General features: G+C 70.9%; 16 protein-coding genes and 1 pseudogene. 9 read left to right on the forward strand and 8 right to left on the reverse strand.

Translation table 11 applies throughout. From position 1 onward, the window contains the following. Positions 1-55: 55 nt before the first annotated feature. Entirely contained in the window at positions 56-655 is a 600-nt protein-coding gene (locus tag HNR30_RS32215) for an HD domain-containing protein (RefSeq protein WP_181613796.1), read from the forward strand. Here HNR30_RS32215 and HNR30_RS32220 read toward each other — a convergent pair. From HNR30_RS32220 to HNR30_RS32230, 3 genes are read right to left on the reverse strand one after another with little or no spacing between them, the layout of a single operon-like run. Further along, entirely contained in the window at positions 626-889 is a 264-nt protein-coding gene (locus tag HNR30_RS32220; RefSeq protein ID WP_181613797.1) for a DUF4031 domain-containing protein, read from the reverse strand. The genes HNR30_RS32215 and HNR30_RS32220 overlap by 30 nt on opposite strands. A gap of 34 nt (positions 890-923) precedes the next feature. Continuing rightward, positions 924-1,625 carry an HAD family hydrolase gene (locus HNR30_RS32225; protein WP_181613798.1) on the reverse strand — a complete coding sequence of 234 codons (702 nt, stop codon included), beginning with the start codon at positions 1,623-1,625 and terminating at the stop codon, positions 924-926. A gap of 25 nt (positions 1,626-1,650) precedes the next feature. Further along, on the reverse strand, positions 1,651-2,838 hold the full coding sequence (locus HNR30_RS32230; RefSeq protein ID WP_181613799.1) for a cytochrome P450: 1,188 nt from the start codon (positions 2,836-2,838) through the stop codon (positions 1,651-1,653). 444 nt (positions 2,839-3,282) lie between these two features. Between HNR30_RS32230 and HNR30_RS32235 the strand changes: the two genes are divergently transcribed. Genes HNR30_RS32235 through HNR30_RS32245 form a run of 3 tightly spaced genes read left to right on the forward strand, consistent with a single transcriptional unit; the run spans position 3,283 to position 5,385 of the window. Then, positions 3,283-4,434, forward strand: a complete 1,152-nt coding sequence (locus HNR30_RS32235) for a hypothetical protein (RefSeq protein ID WP_312894788.1) — start codon at positions 3,283-3,285, stop codon at positions 4,432-4,434. Positions 4,435-4,453: 19 nt separating this feature from the next. Next, positions 4,454-5,173: a DUF2786 domain-containing protein gene (locus tag HNR30_RS32240; RefSeq protein WP_181613801.1), complete on the forward strand. Its 720-nt coding sequence runs from the start codon at positions 4,454-4,456 to the stop codon at positions 5,171-5,173. 20 nt (positions 5,174-5,193) lie between these two features. After that, positions 5,194-5,385, forward strand: a complete 192-nt coding sequence (locus tag HNR30_RS32245) for a DUF5708 family protein (RefSeq protein ID WP_181613802.1) — start codon at positions 5,194-5,196, stop codon at positions 5,383-5,385. On the opposite strand, the gene pgm is transcribed toward HNR30_RS32245, so the two are convergent. Beyond that, positions 5,363-6,967, reverse strand: a complete 1,605-nt coding sequence (gene pgm / locus HNR30_RS32250; RefSeq protein WP_181613803.1) for a phosphoglucomutase (alpha-D-glucose-1,6-bisphosphate-dependent) — start codon at positions 6,965-6,967, stop codon at positions 5,363-5,365. The genes HNR30_RS32245 and pgm overlap by 23 nt on opposite strands. Positions 6,968-7,010: 43 nt before the next feature. Here pgm and HNR30_RS32255 point away from each other — a divergent pair, with 43 nt between their 5' ends. Genes HNR30_RS32255 through thrS form a run of 3 tightly spaced genes read left to right on the forward strand, consistent with a single transcriptional unit; the run spans position 7,011 to position 10,538 of the window. Then, positions 7,011-7,874, forward strand: coding sequence for a TIGR03564 family F420-dependent LLM class oxidoreductase (locus HNR30_RS32255; protein WP_181613804.1), 864 nt, complete (start codon positions 7,011-7,013; stop codon positions 7,872-7,874). Between the two features lie 52 nt (positions 7,875-7,926). After that, positions 7,927-8,532, forward strand: a complete 606-nt coding sequence (locus HNR30_RS32260) for a glycoside hydrolase family 25 protein (protein ID WP_181613805.1) — start codon at positions 7,927-7,929, stop codon at positions 8,530-8,532. Positions 8,533-8,561: 29 nt separating this feature from the next. After that, positions 8,562-10,538 (forward strand): threonine--tRNA ligase, encoded by a 1,977-nt coding sequence (thrS, locus tag HNR30_RS32265; protein ID WP_181613806.1) that lies wholly within the window; start codon positions 8,562-8,564, stop codon positions 10,536-10,538. 129 nt (positions 10,539-10,667) lie between these two features. On the opposite strand, the gene HNR30_RS32270 is transcribed toward thrS, so the two are convergent. Both HNR30_RS32270 and HNR30_RS32275 read right to left on the reverse strand, forming a co-directional pair. Beyond that, complete coding sequence (locus HNR30_RS32270) at positions 10,668-11,369, reverse strand: PIG-L deacetylase family protein (protein ID WP_181613961.1); 702 nt, start codon at positions 11,367-11,369, stop codon at positions 10,668-10,670. A gap of 34 nt (positions 11,370-11,403) precedes the next feature. Further along, entirely contained in the window at positions 11,404-11,844 is a 441-nt protein-coding gene (locus HNR30_RS32275; RefSeq protein ID WP_181613807.1) for an Asp23/Gls24 family envelope stress response protein, read from the reverse strand. Between the two features lie 60 nt (positions 11,845-11,904). Here HNR30_RS32275 and HNR30_RS32280 point away from each other — a divergent pair, with 60 nt between their 5' ends. Beyond that, positions 11,905-12,420: an HIT family protein gene (locus HNR30_RS32280; protein WP_312894790.1), complete on the forward strand. Its 516-nt coding sequence runs from the start codon at positions 11,905-11,907 to the stop codon at positions 12,418-12,420. Between the two features lie 90 nt (positions 12,421-12,510). Here HNR30_RS32280 and HNR30_RS32285 read toward each other — a convergent pair whose 3' ends face one another. After that, positions 12,511-13,275 carry a phosphotransferase gene (locus HNR30_RS32285; protein ID WP_181613809.1) on the reverse strand — a complete coding sequence of 255 codons (765 nt, stop codon included), beginning with the start codon at positions 13,273-13,275 and terminating at the stop codon, positions 12,511-12,513. Between the two features lie 30 nt (positions 13,276-13,305). Next, positions 13,306-14,250, reverse strand: coding sequence for a beta-ketoacyl-ACP synthase III (locus HNR30_RS32290; RefSeq protein WP_181613810.1), 945 nt, complete (start codon positions 14,248-14,250; stop codon positions 13,306-13,308). Positions 14,251-14,340: 90 nt separating this feature from the next. Here HNR30_RS32290 and HNR30_RS48410 point away from each other — a divergent pair. Then, positions 14,341-14,487: pseudogene (locus HNR30_RS48410) on the forward strand (TetR/AcrR family transcriptional regulator); the annotation flags it as partial. Between the last annotated feature and the right edge of the window lie 6 nt (positions 14,488-14,493).

Consider the following 14,493-nt stretch of genomic DNA (forward strand, 5'->3'; position numbering starts at 1 on the left):
CCCCGGTCCGGAAACGGACCGGGGCCTTCGTCGTTCCCCCGGAGGTGGAGCGCTGATGATCGAGCTGCTCGGAGACCGCCCCGCCGTTCGCTCCCTTCGCGCCGAACTACTCGCCCGCTGGTCGGAGCCGCACCGCCGCTACCACACCAGAAATCACCTCGACCAGGTCCTGGACGCCCTCGACCGGCTCACCGCCGCCGACGGCGTGGCCGTACGGCTGGCCGCCTGGTTCCACGACGCCGTCTACGACGGCAGGCCGGGCTCCGACGAGGAGCGCAGCGCCCAGCTCGCCCAGCAGCGCCTGCCGTCATGCGGCGTTCCGGCCTCGACCGTCGCCGAGGTGGCCAGGCTGGTGCGGCTGACCGCCACCCACGACCCTGCCGGCGACGACCTCGACGGCCAGGTGCTGTGTGACGCCGACCTGGCCATCCTGGCCAGTGACGAGCCGAGGTACGCCGTCTACGCGAGCGAGATCCGCCAGGAGTACCGCCACGTCCCCGACGACCTGTTCAGGGCCGGTCGTGCCCAGGTGCTCGGCCGCTTGCTGTCGGCGCCGCGGCTGTTCCGCACCGATGAGGCGCACGCGCGGTGGGAGCAGCCGGCCAGGGCGAACATGGAGCGCGAGCTAGCGGCGCTTGCGGCGCCGCAGGCCTGAGGCGATCAGCCTCTTCAGCAGTTCCTGGGAGCTGACCGGTTCGGCTCCGAGTTCGACGGCGCGGGCGTGCACGGTCGACGGCACGTCGTAGTGATCGCGATCGAAGGCACGCTCCGGCACTCCCAGCCGGATCGCGAAGTCGTGCAGCTCGTCGAGGGACGCGTCGCTGACGAGATGCGACCACATCATCCCGCGCGGCCCGGGCCAGATCGGGGGGTCGATCAGAACACTCACGACAACCAGGCTACTGAGGGATCCCGTCTCCCGATCACACAGGACGCGGGACCCGGCCCAGCACCGTGACCTCCGCCAGATCGGCGGCGTCCTCGACGGCGATGACGGTGCCGAAGCCGCCCTTGTGCGCCGCCTCGATGCCCGCCAGCGCGCGCTCGACGATCGCGGTACGCTCGGGCGGCAGGTCCAGCCGCCGCGCCACCTCCAGGTAGAGGGCGGGGTCGGGCTTGCCCGGCAGGTTCATCAGCGCCGCGTCGTGCCCGTCGACGATCAGGTCGAACAGGTGCGCCAGGCCCGCCCCCTGCACCAGCGTGCGGCCGTGCCGCGAGGCGGTGGCGGCGGCCGTACGGCATCCGCGGCGGCGCAGCTCGTGCAGCAGCGCGACGGCCTGCGGGAAGGCGGCCACGCCGTACTTGCCGACCTGCTCCAGGAAGAAGGCGTCCTTGGCGCCGGCCAGCCCGTGGACGCTCACCTGGCCGGGCTCGTCGTCGGCCGAGCCGTCCGGTACCTCCAGGCCGCGTGAGGCCAGGAAGGCGCGCAGGCCGTCGAGCCTGGCGCGGCCGTCGACGTGGCGCAGGTAGTCGGAGCGGATGTCGAACGGCTCCTCGCCCCGCCCGCGCAGGAAGCCGTCGAGGACGTGTTTCCAGGCCGCCGCGTGCACGCGGGCGGTGTCCGTGGCGACGCCGTCGATGTCGAACACGACGGCGCCGATCGCGGTCAGATCGATGCTGCTCACACTCGTGAACTTACGCCGCCCGGCCTCACCAGGCCACGGGCAGGGCCTCCAGTCCGTAGACGATGGCCAGCTTGCGGAAGGCCACCTCGCCGGGGGCGACGTCCAGCCGCAGCCCGGGGAAGCGCCGCAGCAGAGCGGGGAAGGCGATGCGCATCTCCATCTGGGCCAGCGGCGCGCCGATGCAGCGGTGGATGCCGTGGCCGAAGGCCAGGTGGGAGGAGGCGGTGGGCCGCTCGGGGCGCACCTGGTCGATGCCGTCGCCCAGGCCGGGGTCGCGGTTGGCGCCCGACAGGGAGCACAGCACCAGCTGGCCCTTGGTCACCTTCTGGCCGAGGAACTCCATGTCCTCGCGGGCGAAGCGCGGGAAGGCCACCTGCACCACGCTCATGTAGCGCAGCAGCTCCTCCACCACGTCCACGATGTACGACTCCTCGGCGCGCACCTTCTCGGCCACGGCGGGGTTCTCCAGCAGCCACAGCGTGCCCAGCGCGAGCATGCTGGTGCTGGTGTCGTGGCCGCCGGTCAGCAGCCCGTCGGCCATGCTGGCCAGCGTGCGGTCGTCGAGCTCGTCGCCGTGCTCGCGCAGCAGCGTGCCGAGCAGTCCGTCGCCGGGCTTCTCGCGCTCGCGGGCGACCAGGTCGGTCAGGTAGGCCATGGCGTCGTTGACCGCCTGGATGGAGGCCTCGGGACCGGCCGAGAAGTCGAAGCGGTTGGTCGACAGCCGCAGGAAGTCCTTGCGTTCCTCGTACGGCACGCCGAGCAGCTCGCACACCACCAGCGACGGGATCGGCAGGCAGAAGTCCTCCACCAGGTCCGCCGGAGCGCCCTTGGCCTCCATCTGGTCCAGGTAGTCGGTCACGATGCCCTCGATCCGCGGCTCCAGGCGGCGCAGGCGACGCATGGTGAACTCCGGCGTCAGATACTTGCGCAGCCTGGTGTGCTCGGGCGGGTCACGGAAGCCGAGGCCTCCCGGGTCGTCCTGGTTGGAGCCCAGGCCGATGATGTTGCCGAAGTCGTTGCTGAAGCGCTCGTGGTCGCCCAGGACCGCGCGGACGTCCTCATACCTGGTGACCAGCCAGACGGTCTGGTCGCCCGGGATGTTCATGGGGAACATCGGCTGCTCGCCGCGGATGCGGGCGAGCTCGGCGACGGGGTCGAACCTCTCGCGCATGAACTGCACGAGAGGAAATTCCGACAACTCATACTCTGACATGCGATTCCTACCTGGCAGGGGCACCTGTAGCCGGGACAAATCCTGCTACAGATGGTCCCATCCGGCGACCCTGGTCTTACCCTGAGGCCGCCGACGAGCAGTCCTCGGCGTGGATCGCCGGCTCGGGCCGCGGGGTCCCCGCGCCTCGGTTGTGCGTCTGTGAAAACCGGCACGCGCGCCCTCGGGTGAGGCGAAGGCTCCAAATCAGGGCAAAGCACTCCTATCTCGCATGAGACCCGGGGAAGCTGTAGCTATTTGTGGGGAGTGCGGTGCCGTTTGGCATACAAGAGGCCAACATTCTGCAATGATCCGGTCCGTATACAGTCGGATATCCAACCTGACGGACAGTCACTGATGCCCCTAATTGATGACATCGCTGCATTCGTCTCCGAAAAGCCGGTCATAGCCGGACTGATCGGTCTCTTTGGGCTGATTGCGCTCATCGTGGCCTATTTCCTGCTACGCCAAGCCTGGCGTTCCGGCGCGCTCCTCCTGCAGCGCTACGTGCTGCCCCGTCCCATCGAGGACGTGCTCACCATCGTGGCCGCCTGCATCGCCACCGGCGTCTCCGCGCAGGGCATGTGGCGCTTCTCCGGCGACGTGCTCGGCCTCGACGGGCCGCTGCGCCTGCTGCTGTTCGCCTTCATCGAGGTCGCCATCGTCACCAGCGCCGTGCGGGCGCGCAGGAACATGCGCGAGAACTACTCGGCGGGCATCGACGGCATCGCGGTGTGGGCGCTGACCTGCCTGACGGCCGTGCTGTCGTCGCTCGACGCGCACAGCCTGGCCGAGGCCATCTTCCGTCTGGCGGCCCCGCTGGTCGCGGCCTGGTTGTGGGAGCGCGGCATGGCGATCGAGCGGCACCGCATCCGCGGCACCGGCCGCATCAAGTGGCGCCTGACCCCTGAGCGCATGCTCGTACGGCTCGGCCTGGCCGAGGTCAGCGACCGCACCGCGAGCGAGGTCGACGCGCACCGCCGCCTGACCAGGGTCGCCCTGGCCGCCAAGAAGGCCAGGAACCTGCGCGAGCAGGGCGCGCCCGACCGTAAGATCCGCGCCGCGCTGTCCAGGCTCGACAAGGCCATGGACCAGGCGGTCGAGCACACCGGGCTGGCCGTCGACAGCGGACGCCAGGAGGCGTTGCTGGCGCAGATCGCCGCGCTGTACAACACCGAGGCGCTCGTCGACGCCGACCCCCGCGTGCCGTGGGGCCCGCACGCCGACCACCAGCCGGTGCCCGCCCGTCCCGAGCTGCCGCCCGCGCTGGTCGAGCTGGTCGCCGAGGAGGACGACAACATGGTCCTGCTCGACTCCAACCCGCAGATCGTCGACATCGCCGAGCGGGCGCGCCTCATGCGCGAGGCCCGCTCCTACTGGAACCGGCAGATCGCCAAGGGCATCGTGCCGCGCACCGTCGACATCGCCGCCGAGATCGGCATCTCCCCGGCGACCGCCCGCGACTGGCGGTCGGTGTGGAAGCTGGAGCCGCAGGCCCACGCCCTCATCGAGCAGCTCTACCGCGAGCACGGCATCATCGACACCGGCACCTTCCCGGCGATCGAGCTCCAGGACGAGGTCCCGGCGGCCGGCAGGTGACTGGCCTAGACTCGGTGGCTTGAACCACAGGACACTCGAGCGCGTCAGGAAGCTGCTGGCCAAGGCGGAGGGCACCGACAACGAGCACGAGCGGGCCACCTTCATGGCGGCCGCCTCGGCGCTGATGGCCAAGTACGGCATCGAGCAGGTCACCCTCGGCGGGCCCAGGCGCGCGGCGCCCGGCAACCGCATCGTCACCCTGGCCGACCCGTGGGCCCGCGAGAAGGCCAGGCTGGTCTCGCTCGTCGCGCAGGCGCTGCGCTGCCGGCCGCTGCTCATCGGCCGGGGCGACGGCGGCCAGCGGGTGCACGTCTTCGGCTTCACCGCCGACCTCGAACGTGCCGACCTGCTGGCCACCTCGCTGCTGCTGCAGATGGCCCGCGGGCTGGCCGGCATCGAGCTGCCCGCGGGCTTCCCCGCCGCGCGGGCCTACCGGCGCTCGTGGATGCTCGGCTTCACCGACGAGGTCTACCGGCTGCTGTCGGCGGCCGAGTCGGAGGCGCTGCGGCGGAGCGGCTCGGCGGGCACCGAGCTGGTCCTGGCCGACCGCCGTGCCGAGGTCGAGAGGGCGGTGGCCGAGCAGTACCCCCGCATCCGGCGCACGGTGCCGCGCACCAGCGGCACCGGTTACCGTGACGGCGTCGAGGCCGGTCGGCGGGCCGACCTCGAGCGCGAGCGGCTGAGATCATCCGAAGGATGTACGCCGATCTCGTCGGCGAGCGGGAGCTCGCCGGCCTAGATCGCCCCTAGCCTGAGTATGTGGATAGATCGCCTAAGACGCTCATCATCGGACTGATCACCTTCGTCGTCGGCCTGGCCCTGTGGCTGTGGGGCCTCGACGAGGAGATCTGGCTGGTCAACCCGCACAAGGCCGGCCTGGTCGTCATGGCCCTGGGCGGGATCGAGGCGCTCTACGGCGTCTTCAAGCTCACCCGCCGAGTGCCGCGGTGACCACCGCTCGTGCCTCCTCCTGGACCCGGGCCAGGTGGTCGGGTCCCTTGAACGACTCCGCGTAGATCTTGTAGACGTCCTCCGTGCCCGAGGGACGGGCCGCGAACCAGGCGCTCTCGGTGCTCACCTTGAGCCCGCCGATCGGGGCGTCGTTGCCGGGGGCGCGGGTGAGCACGTCCGTGATCGGCTCGCCCGCCAGCTCGGAGGCGGTGACGTCGGAGGGGGAGAGCTTGGCCAGGACCGCCTTCTGCTCGCGGGAGGCGGGCGCGTCGACGCGGGCGTAGGCGGGCTCGCCGAACTTCCCGGTCAGATCCCGGTAGAGCTGCGAGGGCGAGCGGCCGGTGACGGCGAGGATCTCCGAGGCCAGCAGGGCCAGGATGAGGCCGTCCTTGTCGGTCGTCCAGACCGAGCCGTCGCGGCGCAGGAACGAGGCGCCCGCGCTCTCCTCGCCGCCGAAGGCCAGGGAGCCGTCGAGCAGACCGGGCACGAACCACTTGAACCCGACCGGCACCTCGTGCAGCCGCCTGCCGAGCGTCTCGGCGACCCGGTCGATCATGCCGCTGCTCACCAGCGTCTTGCCCACCGCCGCGTCGGCGGGCCAGTCGGCGCGCCTGCCGTACAGGTAGGAGATCGCGACGGCCAGGTAGTGGTTGGGGTTGAGCAGGCCCCCGTCCGGGGTGACGATGCCGTGCCTGTCGGCGTCGGCGTCGTTGCCCGTGGAGATGTCGAAGCGGTCGCGCGCGCCGATGAGCGAGGCCATGGCGTACGGCGAGGAGCAGTCCATGCGGATCTTGCCGTCCCAGTCGAGCGTCATGAAACGCCAGGTGGGATCGGTCTCGGGGTTCACCACGGTGAGGTCGAGCCGGTGCCGCTCGGCGATAGCGCCCCAGTAGGCCACGCTCGCGCCGCCCAGGGGGTCGGCGCCGATGCGCACCCCGGCGTCCCTGATCGCGTCGATGTCGATCACCGAGGGCAGCGCGTCGACGTAGGCGCCGAGGAAGTCGTAGGACTCGGCCAGGTCCTTGCCGTACGGCTTGCGCCGTACGCCGGACAGCCCGGCCGCGATGAGCTCGTTGGCGCGGTTCTGGATCCACCCGGTGGCGTCGGTGTCGGCCGGTCCGCCGTTGGGCGGGTTGTACTTGAACCCGCCGTCGCGCGGCGGGTTGTGCGAGGGCGTGACCACGACGCCGTCGGAGCCCGGGTGCGTCAGGATCGCCAGCGAGACCGCGGGCGTCGGGGTGTACTCGCCGGAGGCCAGGACGGTGACGTCGTTGGCGGCGAACACCTCCAGCGCCGAGACCTTCGCGGGCTCGGACAGGGCATGGGTGTCGGCGCCCAGGAAGAGCGGCCCGGTGACACCCTGCTGCCTGCGGTATTCGCAGATCGCCTGGCTGGTGGCCAGGATGTGGGTCTCGTTGAAGGCGGCGTCGAGCGACGAGCCGCGATGCCCCGACGTGCCGAAGGCGACCCGTTGCCCGGGATCGTCGAGATCGGGCCGCACGCTGTAGTAGGCGGTCACCAGCTTGGCGACGTCGACTAGGTCGCTCGGCAGCGCCTGCTGCCCTGCGCGCTCATGGGTCATGGGACTACCCTACAAACGAGCAAACAGAATGGAGTTCGGTAACATGCGCATCGGGCTGTACCTGAGCGAATCCAAGGACCTCGGCAAACTGCGTGACCGCATCGCGCAGGCCGCCGACGACGGATTCCCCTCCGCGTGGATCTCCAACATCTTCGGCCTCGACGCGCTCACCGCGCTGGCCGTCGCCGGCAGCCAGGTCCCCGGCATCGAGCTGGGCACCGCGGTCGTGCCGACCTACCCGCGCCACCCCGGCGTCATGGCCCAGCAGGCCATGACCGCCAACGCGGCCTTGGAGGGCCGCCTGGCGCTGGGCATCGGCCTGTCGCACCAGATCGTCATCGAGAACATGTACGGCTACAGCTTCGACAAGCCGGCCAGGCACATGAGGGAGTACCTCAACGTGCTGCTGCCGCTGGTGCGCGGGGAGGCCGCCGACTTCACGGGCGAGACCCTGCAGGGGCACATGCGCCTGAGCACGCCGGGAGCGGGCATGCCGGTGCTCATCGCGGCGCTCGCCCCGCGCATGCTGAAGCTCGCCGACGAACTGGCCGACGGCACGGTGCTCTGGATGACCGGGCCCAAGACCGTCGCCGAGCACGTCGCCCCGGCCCTGCGCCCGGGCAAGCGCATCGTGTGCGCGCTGCCCGTGTGCGTCACCGACGACGTGGACGGCGCGCGGGCCAAGGCGGCCGAGGCCTTCGCCGTCTACGGCCAGCTGCCCTCCTACCGGGCCATGCTCGACAGGGAAGGCGCGGCGGGACCGGGCGACGTGGCCATCGTGGGCGACGAGGACAGCGTGCGCGCCCAGATCGAGGCGCTGGCCAAGTCCGGCGTGACCGACTTCGTCGCCTCGGAGTACGCCGAGTTCCCCCGGACCAGACAACTGCTGAGAACTATGCTTGCATGAGAGCGGCGCGGCGCCCGAGTGATCACCGGGCGCCTCAATACACTCACGCAGGGTGAAACGGTTGCTGCACGGCATAGACGTCTCCAACTGGCAGGGGCGGGTCGACTGGAGCGAGCACGCCAAGGCCGGTGTCTCGTTCGCCTTCGCCAAGGCCACCGAGGGCGGCGACTACGCCGACAAGTTCTTCGAGCACAACTGGTCCGGCATGCGTGAGAGCTGGCTGGTCTGCGGCGCCTACCACTTCGCCCGCCCCAAGGGAGACCCCGCCACGCACGCCCAGCACTTCCTGGCCCGCCTCCAGGCCGCGGGAGGGCTGCGACGGGGCGACCTGATCGCCCTCGACCTGGAGACCAACGACGGCCTGCCGCCCGAGCAGGTGGCCAGATACGCCCGGCGCTGGTGCCGCTACGTGGAGAAGCACACGACGGTGCGGCCGTTCGTCTACACCTACGTGTACTTCGCCAAGGAGGGCAACTGCGCCGGGCTCGGCGAATACCCGCTGTGGATCGCCGCGCCCAACCACCCGCGCGGCGCCCCCGCGGTGCCGGGGCCGTGGACGGACTGGACGATCCACCAGTACTCCAACAGCCCGCTCGACCGCAACGTCTTCCACGGCACCCGCCAGGAGCTGACCGGGCTGGGGTATCACCCGCGATAGGCTTCCTTCGTCACTTCAGGCCTTGTCGAATGGGAGTCACCGTGTCAGCCGAGCTACGCATCACCCTCGCCGGAGCCGAGCGTGTGGTCGCGGCCGGCACGACGGCCGGTGACGCGCTGGAGGCCGACGGGCGCGCCGTCGTCGCCGCCCGGGTCAACGGCGAGCTGCGCGACCTGTACCACCAGGTGGCCGACGGCGACGTCGTCGAGCCCGTCGAGGTCGGCTCGCCCGACGGCCGGGCCATCGTGCGCCACTCCACCGCCCACGTCATGGCCCAGGCCGTGCAGGAGCTGTTCCCCGAGGCCAAGCTGGGCATCGGCCCGCCCGTCGAGAACGGCTTCTACTACGACTTCGACGTCAAGCAGCCCTTCCAGCCCGACGACCTCAAGCGCGTCGAGAAGCGCATGCGCGAGATCGTCAAGCAGGGGCAGACCTTCCAGCGCCGTCCCGTCACCGACGAGCAGGCGCGCGAGGAGCTGGCGGCCGAGCCGTACAAGCTGGAGCTCATCGGGCTGAAGGGCGGCGCCGACGCCGAGGAGTCGGTCGAGGTGGGCGGCGGCCAGCTGACCATCTACGACAACCTCGACCCCAAGGACGGTTCGCTGTGCTGGAAGGACCTGTGCCGGGGGCCCCACGTGCCCTCCACCCGGTCCATCCCCGCCTTCAAGCTCATGCGCTCCGGCGGCGCCTACTGGCGTGGCTCGGAGAAGAACCCGCAGCTGCAGCGCATCTACGGCACCGCGTGGGAGTCGCGCGAGAAGCAGGACGAATACCTCCACCTGCTGGAGGAGGCCGAGAAGCGCGACCACCGCAAGCTCGGCGCCGAGCTCGACCTGTACTCCTTCCCGCCGGAGCTCGGCTCCGGCCTGCCGGTCTTCCATCCCAAGGGCGGAATCATCCGCAAGCAGATGGAGGACTACATGCGCCAGCGGCAGCTGGAGGCGGGCTACGAGTTCGTCAACACGCCGCACCTCACCAAGTCCTCGCTGTTCGAGACCTCGGGCCACCTGCCCTGGTACGGCGAGGACATGTTCCCGGCCTTCGAGCTCGACGGCACCGAATACCGCGTCAAGCCGATGAACTGCCCGATGCACAACCTGATCTACCGTGCGCGCGGCCGCTCCTACCGCGAGCTGCCGCTGCGGCTGTCGGAGTTCGGCTCGGTCTACCGCTACGAGAAGTCGGGCGTGGTCCACGGCCTGACCCGCGTGCGCGGCATGACGCAGGACGACTCCCACATCTACACCACGCGCGAGCAGATGACCGACGAGATCAAGTCGCTGCTCAACTTCGTGCTGTCGGTGCTGCGCGACTTCGGGCTCGACGAGTTCTACCTGGAGCTGTCGACCCGCGACGACTCCGACAAGTTCATCGGCGAGCAGGCCGACTGGGACGAAGCGACCCAGGCGCTGCGCCAGACGGCCGAGGAGTCAGGGCTGACGCTCGTCGACGACCCGGGCGGCGCGGCCTTCTACGGTCCGAAGATCTCGGTGCAGGCCAAGGACGCCATCGGGCGCACCTGGCAGCTGTCGACGATCCAGCTCGACCTCAACCAGCCCAAGCGCTTCGGCCTCGAATACCAGGCCGCCGACGGCTCGCGGCAGACGCCCGTCATGATCCACCGGGCGCTGTTCGGCTCCATCGAGCGGTTCCTGGGCGTGCTGGTCGAGCACTACGCGGGCGCCTTCCCGGCCTGGCTCGCGCCGGTGCAGGTGGTCGGCATCCCGATCGCCGAGGCGCACGCGCCCTACCTGCACGACGTGGCCAAGAAGCTGAAGGCTCACGGCATCCGCGTCGAGGTCGACTCCTCCGACGACCGCATGCAGAAGAAGATCCGCAACGCCCAGAAGCAGAAGGTGCCCTTCATGCTTCTGGCGGGCGACGACGACATCGCCGCCGGGGCCGTCTCCTTCCGCTTCCGCAGCGGCGAGCAGAAGAACGGCGTGCCGGTCGACGAGGCCGTGGCCGAGATCATCGACGCCGTGGAGCGCCGGGTCCAGGTGTGAGACGTACGCGGGGCCTTACCGGCCCCCCGCGCACGTCGCCGGGGGCCGGTAAGGCCCCGCCCACGTCGCGGGGGTCGGCATGGCCCGCCCCCGTCGCGCGGGGTCGGCATGGCTCGCCCCCGTCACCTCTCAGCGGGCGAACAGCTCGAACGTCACCGCCGGACGGCCGCCGAATCGCTCGGCCGTCCGCGTGGCGAACCCGGTGAGCAGCTCACGCGCGTAGTCCTCCGGGTCCTGGTCGGTCAGCGCCTTGATGTAGGCACGGTGCTCCACCAGCGAGCGCACCCCGAGCTCCAGCGTGTCCGTCACGTCCACGGCATGCGTGGCCTGCGGCGAGGCGGCCACGGCCACCCAGCGCACGCCGTTCCACGGCTCGCCGCCCTCGCCGGGGAAGATCCACCGGTTGCCGGCGTCGCCCGCGGCGTCGAGAACCGCCCGGCCCAGGTCGCGGTGGTCGGGGGTGTTCCAGGAGGTTCCGCCCCAGGTGTCGTGGTGGTTGAGCGTGATCACCAGCTCGGGGCGGTGCCTGCGGATCGCCGCGGCGAGGTCGGCGCGCAGGCGCGTGCCGTACGTGATCACCCCGTCGGCGTGGTCGAGGAACTCCACCACGTCCACGCCCACGACCGCGGCGCTGGCACGCTGCTCCTGTTCGCGCAGCGGGCCCGCCTTGCCGGGCTCCAGCGTGTCGATGCCCGCCTCGCCCCTGGTGGCCAGGAGGTAGGCGACGTGCTTGCCGGCGCCGGTCCAGCCGGCGATGGCCGCAGCGCAGCCGTACTCCAGGTCGTCGGGATGCGCGACGATGGCCAGCGCGCGTTGCCAGTCGTCGGGCATGGGCTCCAGCGGATTCACTCGGCCTCCAGCGGATTCACTCGGCCTCTTCTCGTACGGCGGGACGAGGCTCGCCGGGCAGGCGCACGTCGTCGACGGTCACATTCACCTCGGTGACGTCCATACCCAGCATGCGGGTGACCGACCGGGCCACGTTGGCGCGCACCTCGGTGGCGACCTCCATCACGACATGCCCGTACTCCACCACGATGGTCAGGTCGATCGCGACCTCCTGGCCTACGATCGTGGCGTTCACGCCCTGGTTGGCGCGCCGCTGGCCGATGCCGATGCGCTCGCGGACCGACTCGAAGGCGCGCACCAGGTCACCGCCCATGTCGGCCACCCCCGACACCTCCAGGGCGGCCAGCGCGGCCACCTTCTCGACCACCTCGTCGGCGACGGTGATGCTGCCCTTGACGGGTGCCTCGGAGGGGAGCGTCTCGATGGGGGGAGCCTCTGTCACAGTTTCCTGGGTCATGCCGGGATTGTGCCGCAGGTGCCCGTGGGTCGCCAGGGGCGGCCCTCTATGCTGCTAGGCATGCATGAGCCCGACAACTTCGACCGCTTGTGGACCCCGCACCGGATGGCCTACATCAAGGGCGAGAACAAGCCCACCGGGTCGGGCGCCGACGACGGCTGCCCGTTCTGCGAGATCCCGAAGTTGAGCGACGAGGACGGGCTCGTGGTCGCCCGCGGCAGTGCGGTGTTCGCCGTGCTCAACCTCTATCCGTACAACTCGGGCCATCTGATGGTCGTGCCCTACCGGCACGTCTCCGGTTACGACGAACTCGACGCGACCGAGGTGGCCGAGCTGGGCGACTTCACGCAGAAGGCGCTGCGGGCGCTGCGGGAGGCCAGCGGGGCGCAGGGCTTCAACGTCGGCATGAACCTCGGGCACGTCGCGGGCGCGGGCATCGCCGCCCACCTGCACCAGCACGTGGTGCCCCGGTGGGGCGGCGACACCAACTTCATGCCCGTCGTCGCGCGCACCAAGGTGCTGCCGCAACTGCTGGCCGACACCCGAGAGCTCCTGGCCCGCGCCTGGGTCGGCTGAGCAGGACACGTCCCGCGAGCCGTGCCCTGTGAGCCGTGCCCTGTGAGCCGTGCCCTGTGAGCCCAGCCCGGCGTCCCCAGCCCGGGGTCCCTAGGCGAGCAGGGCAGTCAGCCACTCCTGCTCGCGTTCCTCGGTGTAGGCCGCGTCGTTCAGCCACACCGCGCCGTGCCCGTCCGCCCACAGCCCGGCCCAGGGCCGCGCGCCGGCGGCCGCCTGGTCGCGCAGGAAGTCGTGCATGGAGCGGGCACGGCGGGCCAGCATCGGCACCAGGGCCCGGCGATCGGCCTCGCCCAGGCCGTAGGCGTCGGCGAACGTCCGCACCCGGGCGGCGGCGTCGTCGCGCCGCCAGTGCGGGTGCGCCATCAGGGGCACGAATCCGTGCACGGCGTAGGCCAGGTCCCAGAGCCTGGAGCCCGGTCCCGCGCCGTCCCAGTCGATGATCGTCCACCCGTCGCCCTTCACCAGGTTCCACGGGGCAAGGTCGTGGTGGACGATCAGGTCGTCGCCCTCGGGCGGGATCAGCCGCTGCCAGCGGGCGTCCGGGGGAGGGGTGAAGCCCTCGCAGGCGTCGTGCAGCTCCCTGAAGAGCGCGGCGACGCCCGCGAGGTGTTCGTCCGGCTCGACCAGGGCGAAGTGGTCGGGCCAGACCACCTCGCCCCTGGCGAACGTCAGCACCTCCCTGCCCTGCTCGTCCAGCCCCAGCGGGCGCGGCGCGCCGCGGAAGCCCGCCTCGTGGAGGTGGGTGAGCAGGGCGTGGACGGCAGGCGTCCACGGCCCGGCCGGCCGGCGCACGGTGTCGCCGACGCGGACGACACCGGCGCTGACGTTGCCGCCTTCGAGGGGATGTTCCTTCATGGGGGGATCATCCCAGCGTCCGGCCGGGTGTCAGGGGCAGGTGATCACCTGGGCGGCCCACGACAGGCCGCCCCCGAACGACAGCAGCAGCACCGGCGCCCCCGGCGGCACCTCGCCCCGCGCCACCAGTTTCGACAGCGCGATCGGCACCGAGGCGGCCGAGGTGTTGCCCGACTCGGTCACGTCGGTGGCGACGATCGCCCGCTCGGGCAGTCCCAGCCGGTCCGTGATCGCCTCGATGATGCGCAGGTTGGCCTGGTGGGTGACGACGGCCGCCAGGTCGGTGATGTCGAGGCCGGCACGCCTGCAGGCCTCCTTGGCGACGCCCGGCATGGTCGTGGTCGTCCAGCGGAAGACGGTCTGCCCCTCCTGGGCGAAGAGCGGGTGCCACGCGCCCGCAAGCCGTACGGCGTCGCCTCGGGAGGGGTCGGAACCCCAGCACACCAGCCCGATCCCGGCCGTCTCGTCGGCGCTCACGATGGCGGCGCCCGCGCCGTCGCCGAGCAGGACGCAGCTCGTGCGGTCGTTCCAGTCGGTGACGTCCGACATCTTCTCCGCGCCGATCACCAGCGCGTGCCCGGCTGCGCCCGCGCGGACGGCGTGGTCGGCGGTGGCCAGGGCCGTGCAGAAACCCGCGCAGCCGTTGTTGAGGTCGTAGCAGACGGCCGAGGGGATGCCCAGGTGCCGGGCGACCCGGGCGGCGATGGAGGGCATGCGGTCCATCGCGGTGAAGGTCGCCACGGTGACCAGCCCGATGTCGGCCGGGGCCAGGCCCGAGGCCGACAGCGCCTTGGCGGCCGCCTGTCCGGCCAGGTCGGCGACCGACTCGTGCTCGGCCGCCAAATGCCTGGTGACGATGCCGGTGCGCCGCCGGATCCACTCGTCGGAGGTGTCGACCATGGTGGCCAGGTCGTCGTTCGTCAGGACTCGGTCGGGCTGGTGGTGTCCCAGGGCGGTGATGCGGGATCCCGGCACGGGCTCGTCTCCTCGGGGGTGTGATGGTCTGGCCCGAAATATAGCAACCGGTCGATCGCTATATTGGGTGGGGTGAGTCCTCGCCGTTCTGTGGCCGAAGCCCGCCACACCCGTGATCGCATTCTCGCCTGTGGCGTCGCCCTCGCGTCCGTCGAAGGGCTGGAGGGTCTGACGATCGGGAGGCTCGCGACGGAACTGGGGTTGAGCAAAGGCGGCGTTCTGGGGCATTTCGGGACGAAAGAG

The organism is Nonomuraea soli (genome assembly GCF_013761175.1).
GTDB classification, from domain to species: domain Bacteria; phylum Actinomycetota; class Actinomycetes; order Streptosporangiales; family Streptosporangiaceae; genus Nonomuraea; species Nonomuraea soli.

Bases quoted from the DNA above. Each gene is read 5' to 3' on its own strand.
- HNR30_RS32255 (WP_181613804.1), top strand. From the start codon at position 7,011: ATGCGCATCGGGCTGTACCTGAGCGAATCCAAGGACCTCGGCAAACTG.
- HNR30_RS32285 (WP_181613809.1), bottom strand. From the start codon at position 13,275: ATGAAGGAACATCCCCTCGAAGGCGGCAACGTCAGCGCCGGTGTCGTC.
- pgm (WP_181613803.1), bottom strand. From the start codon at position 6,967: ATGACCCATGAGCGCGCAGGGCAGCAGGCGCTGCCGAGCGACCTAGTC.
- HNR30_RS32280 (WP_312894790.1), top strand. From the start codon at position 11,905: ATGCATGAGCCCGACAACTTCGACCGCTTGTGGACCCCGCACCGGATG.
- HNR30_RS32230 (WP_181613799.1), bottom strand. From the start codon at position 2,838: ATGTCAGAGTATGAGTTGTCGGAATTTCCTCTCGTGCAGTTCATGCGC.
- HNR30_RS32270 (WP_181613961.1), bottom strand. From the start codon at position 11,369: ATGCCCGACGACTGGCAACGCGCGCTGGCCATCGTCGCGCATCCCGAC.
- thrS (WP_181613806.1), top strand. From the start codon at position 8,562: ATGGGAGTCACCGTGTCAGCCGAGCTACGCATCACCCTCGCCGGAGCC.
- HNR30_RS32275 (WP_181613807.1), bottom strand. From the start codon at position 11,844: ATGACCCAGGAAACTGTGACAGAGGCTCCCCCCATCGAGACGCTCCCC.
- HNR30_RS32215 (WP_181613796.1), top strand. From the start codon at position 56: ATGATCGAGCTGCTCGGAGACCGCCCCGCCGTTCGCTCCCTTCGCGCC.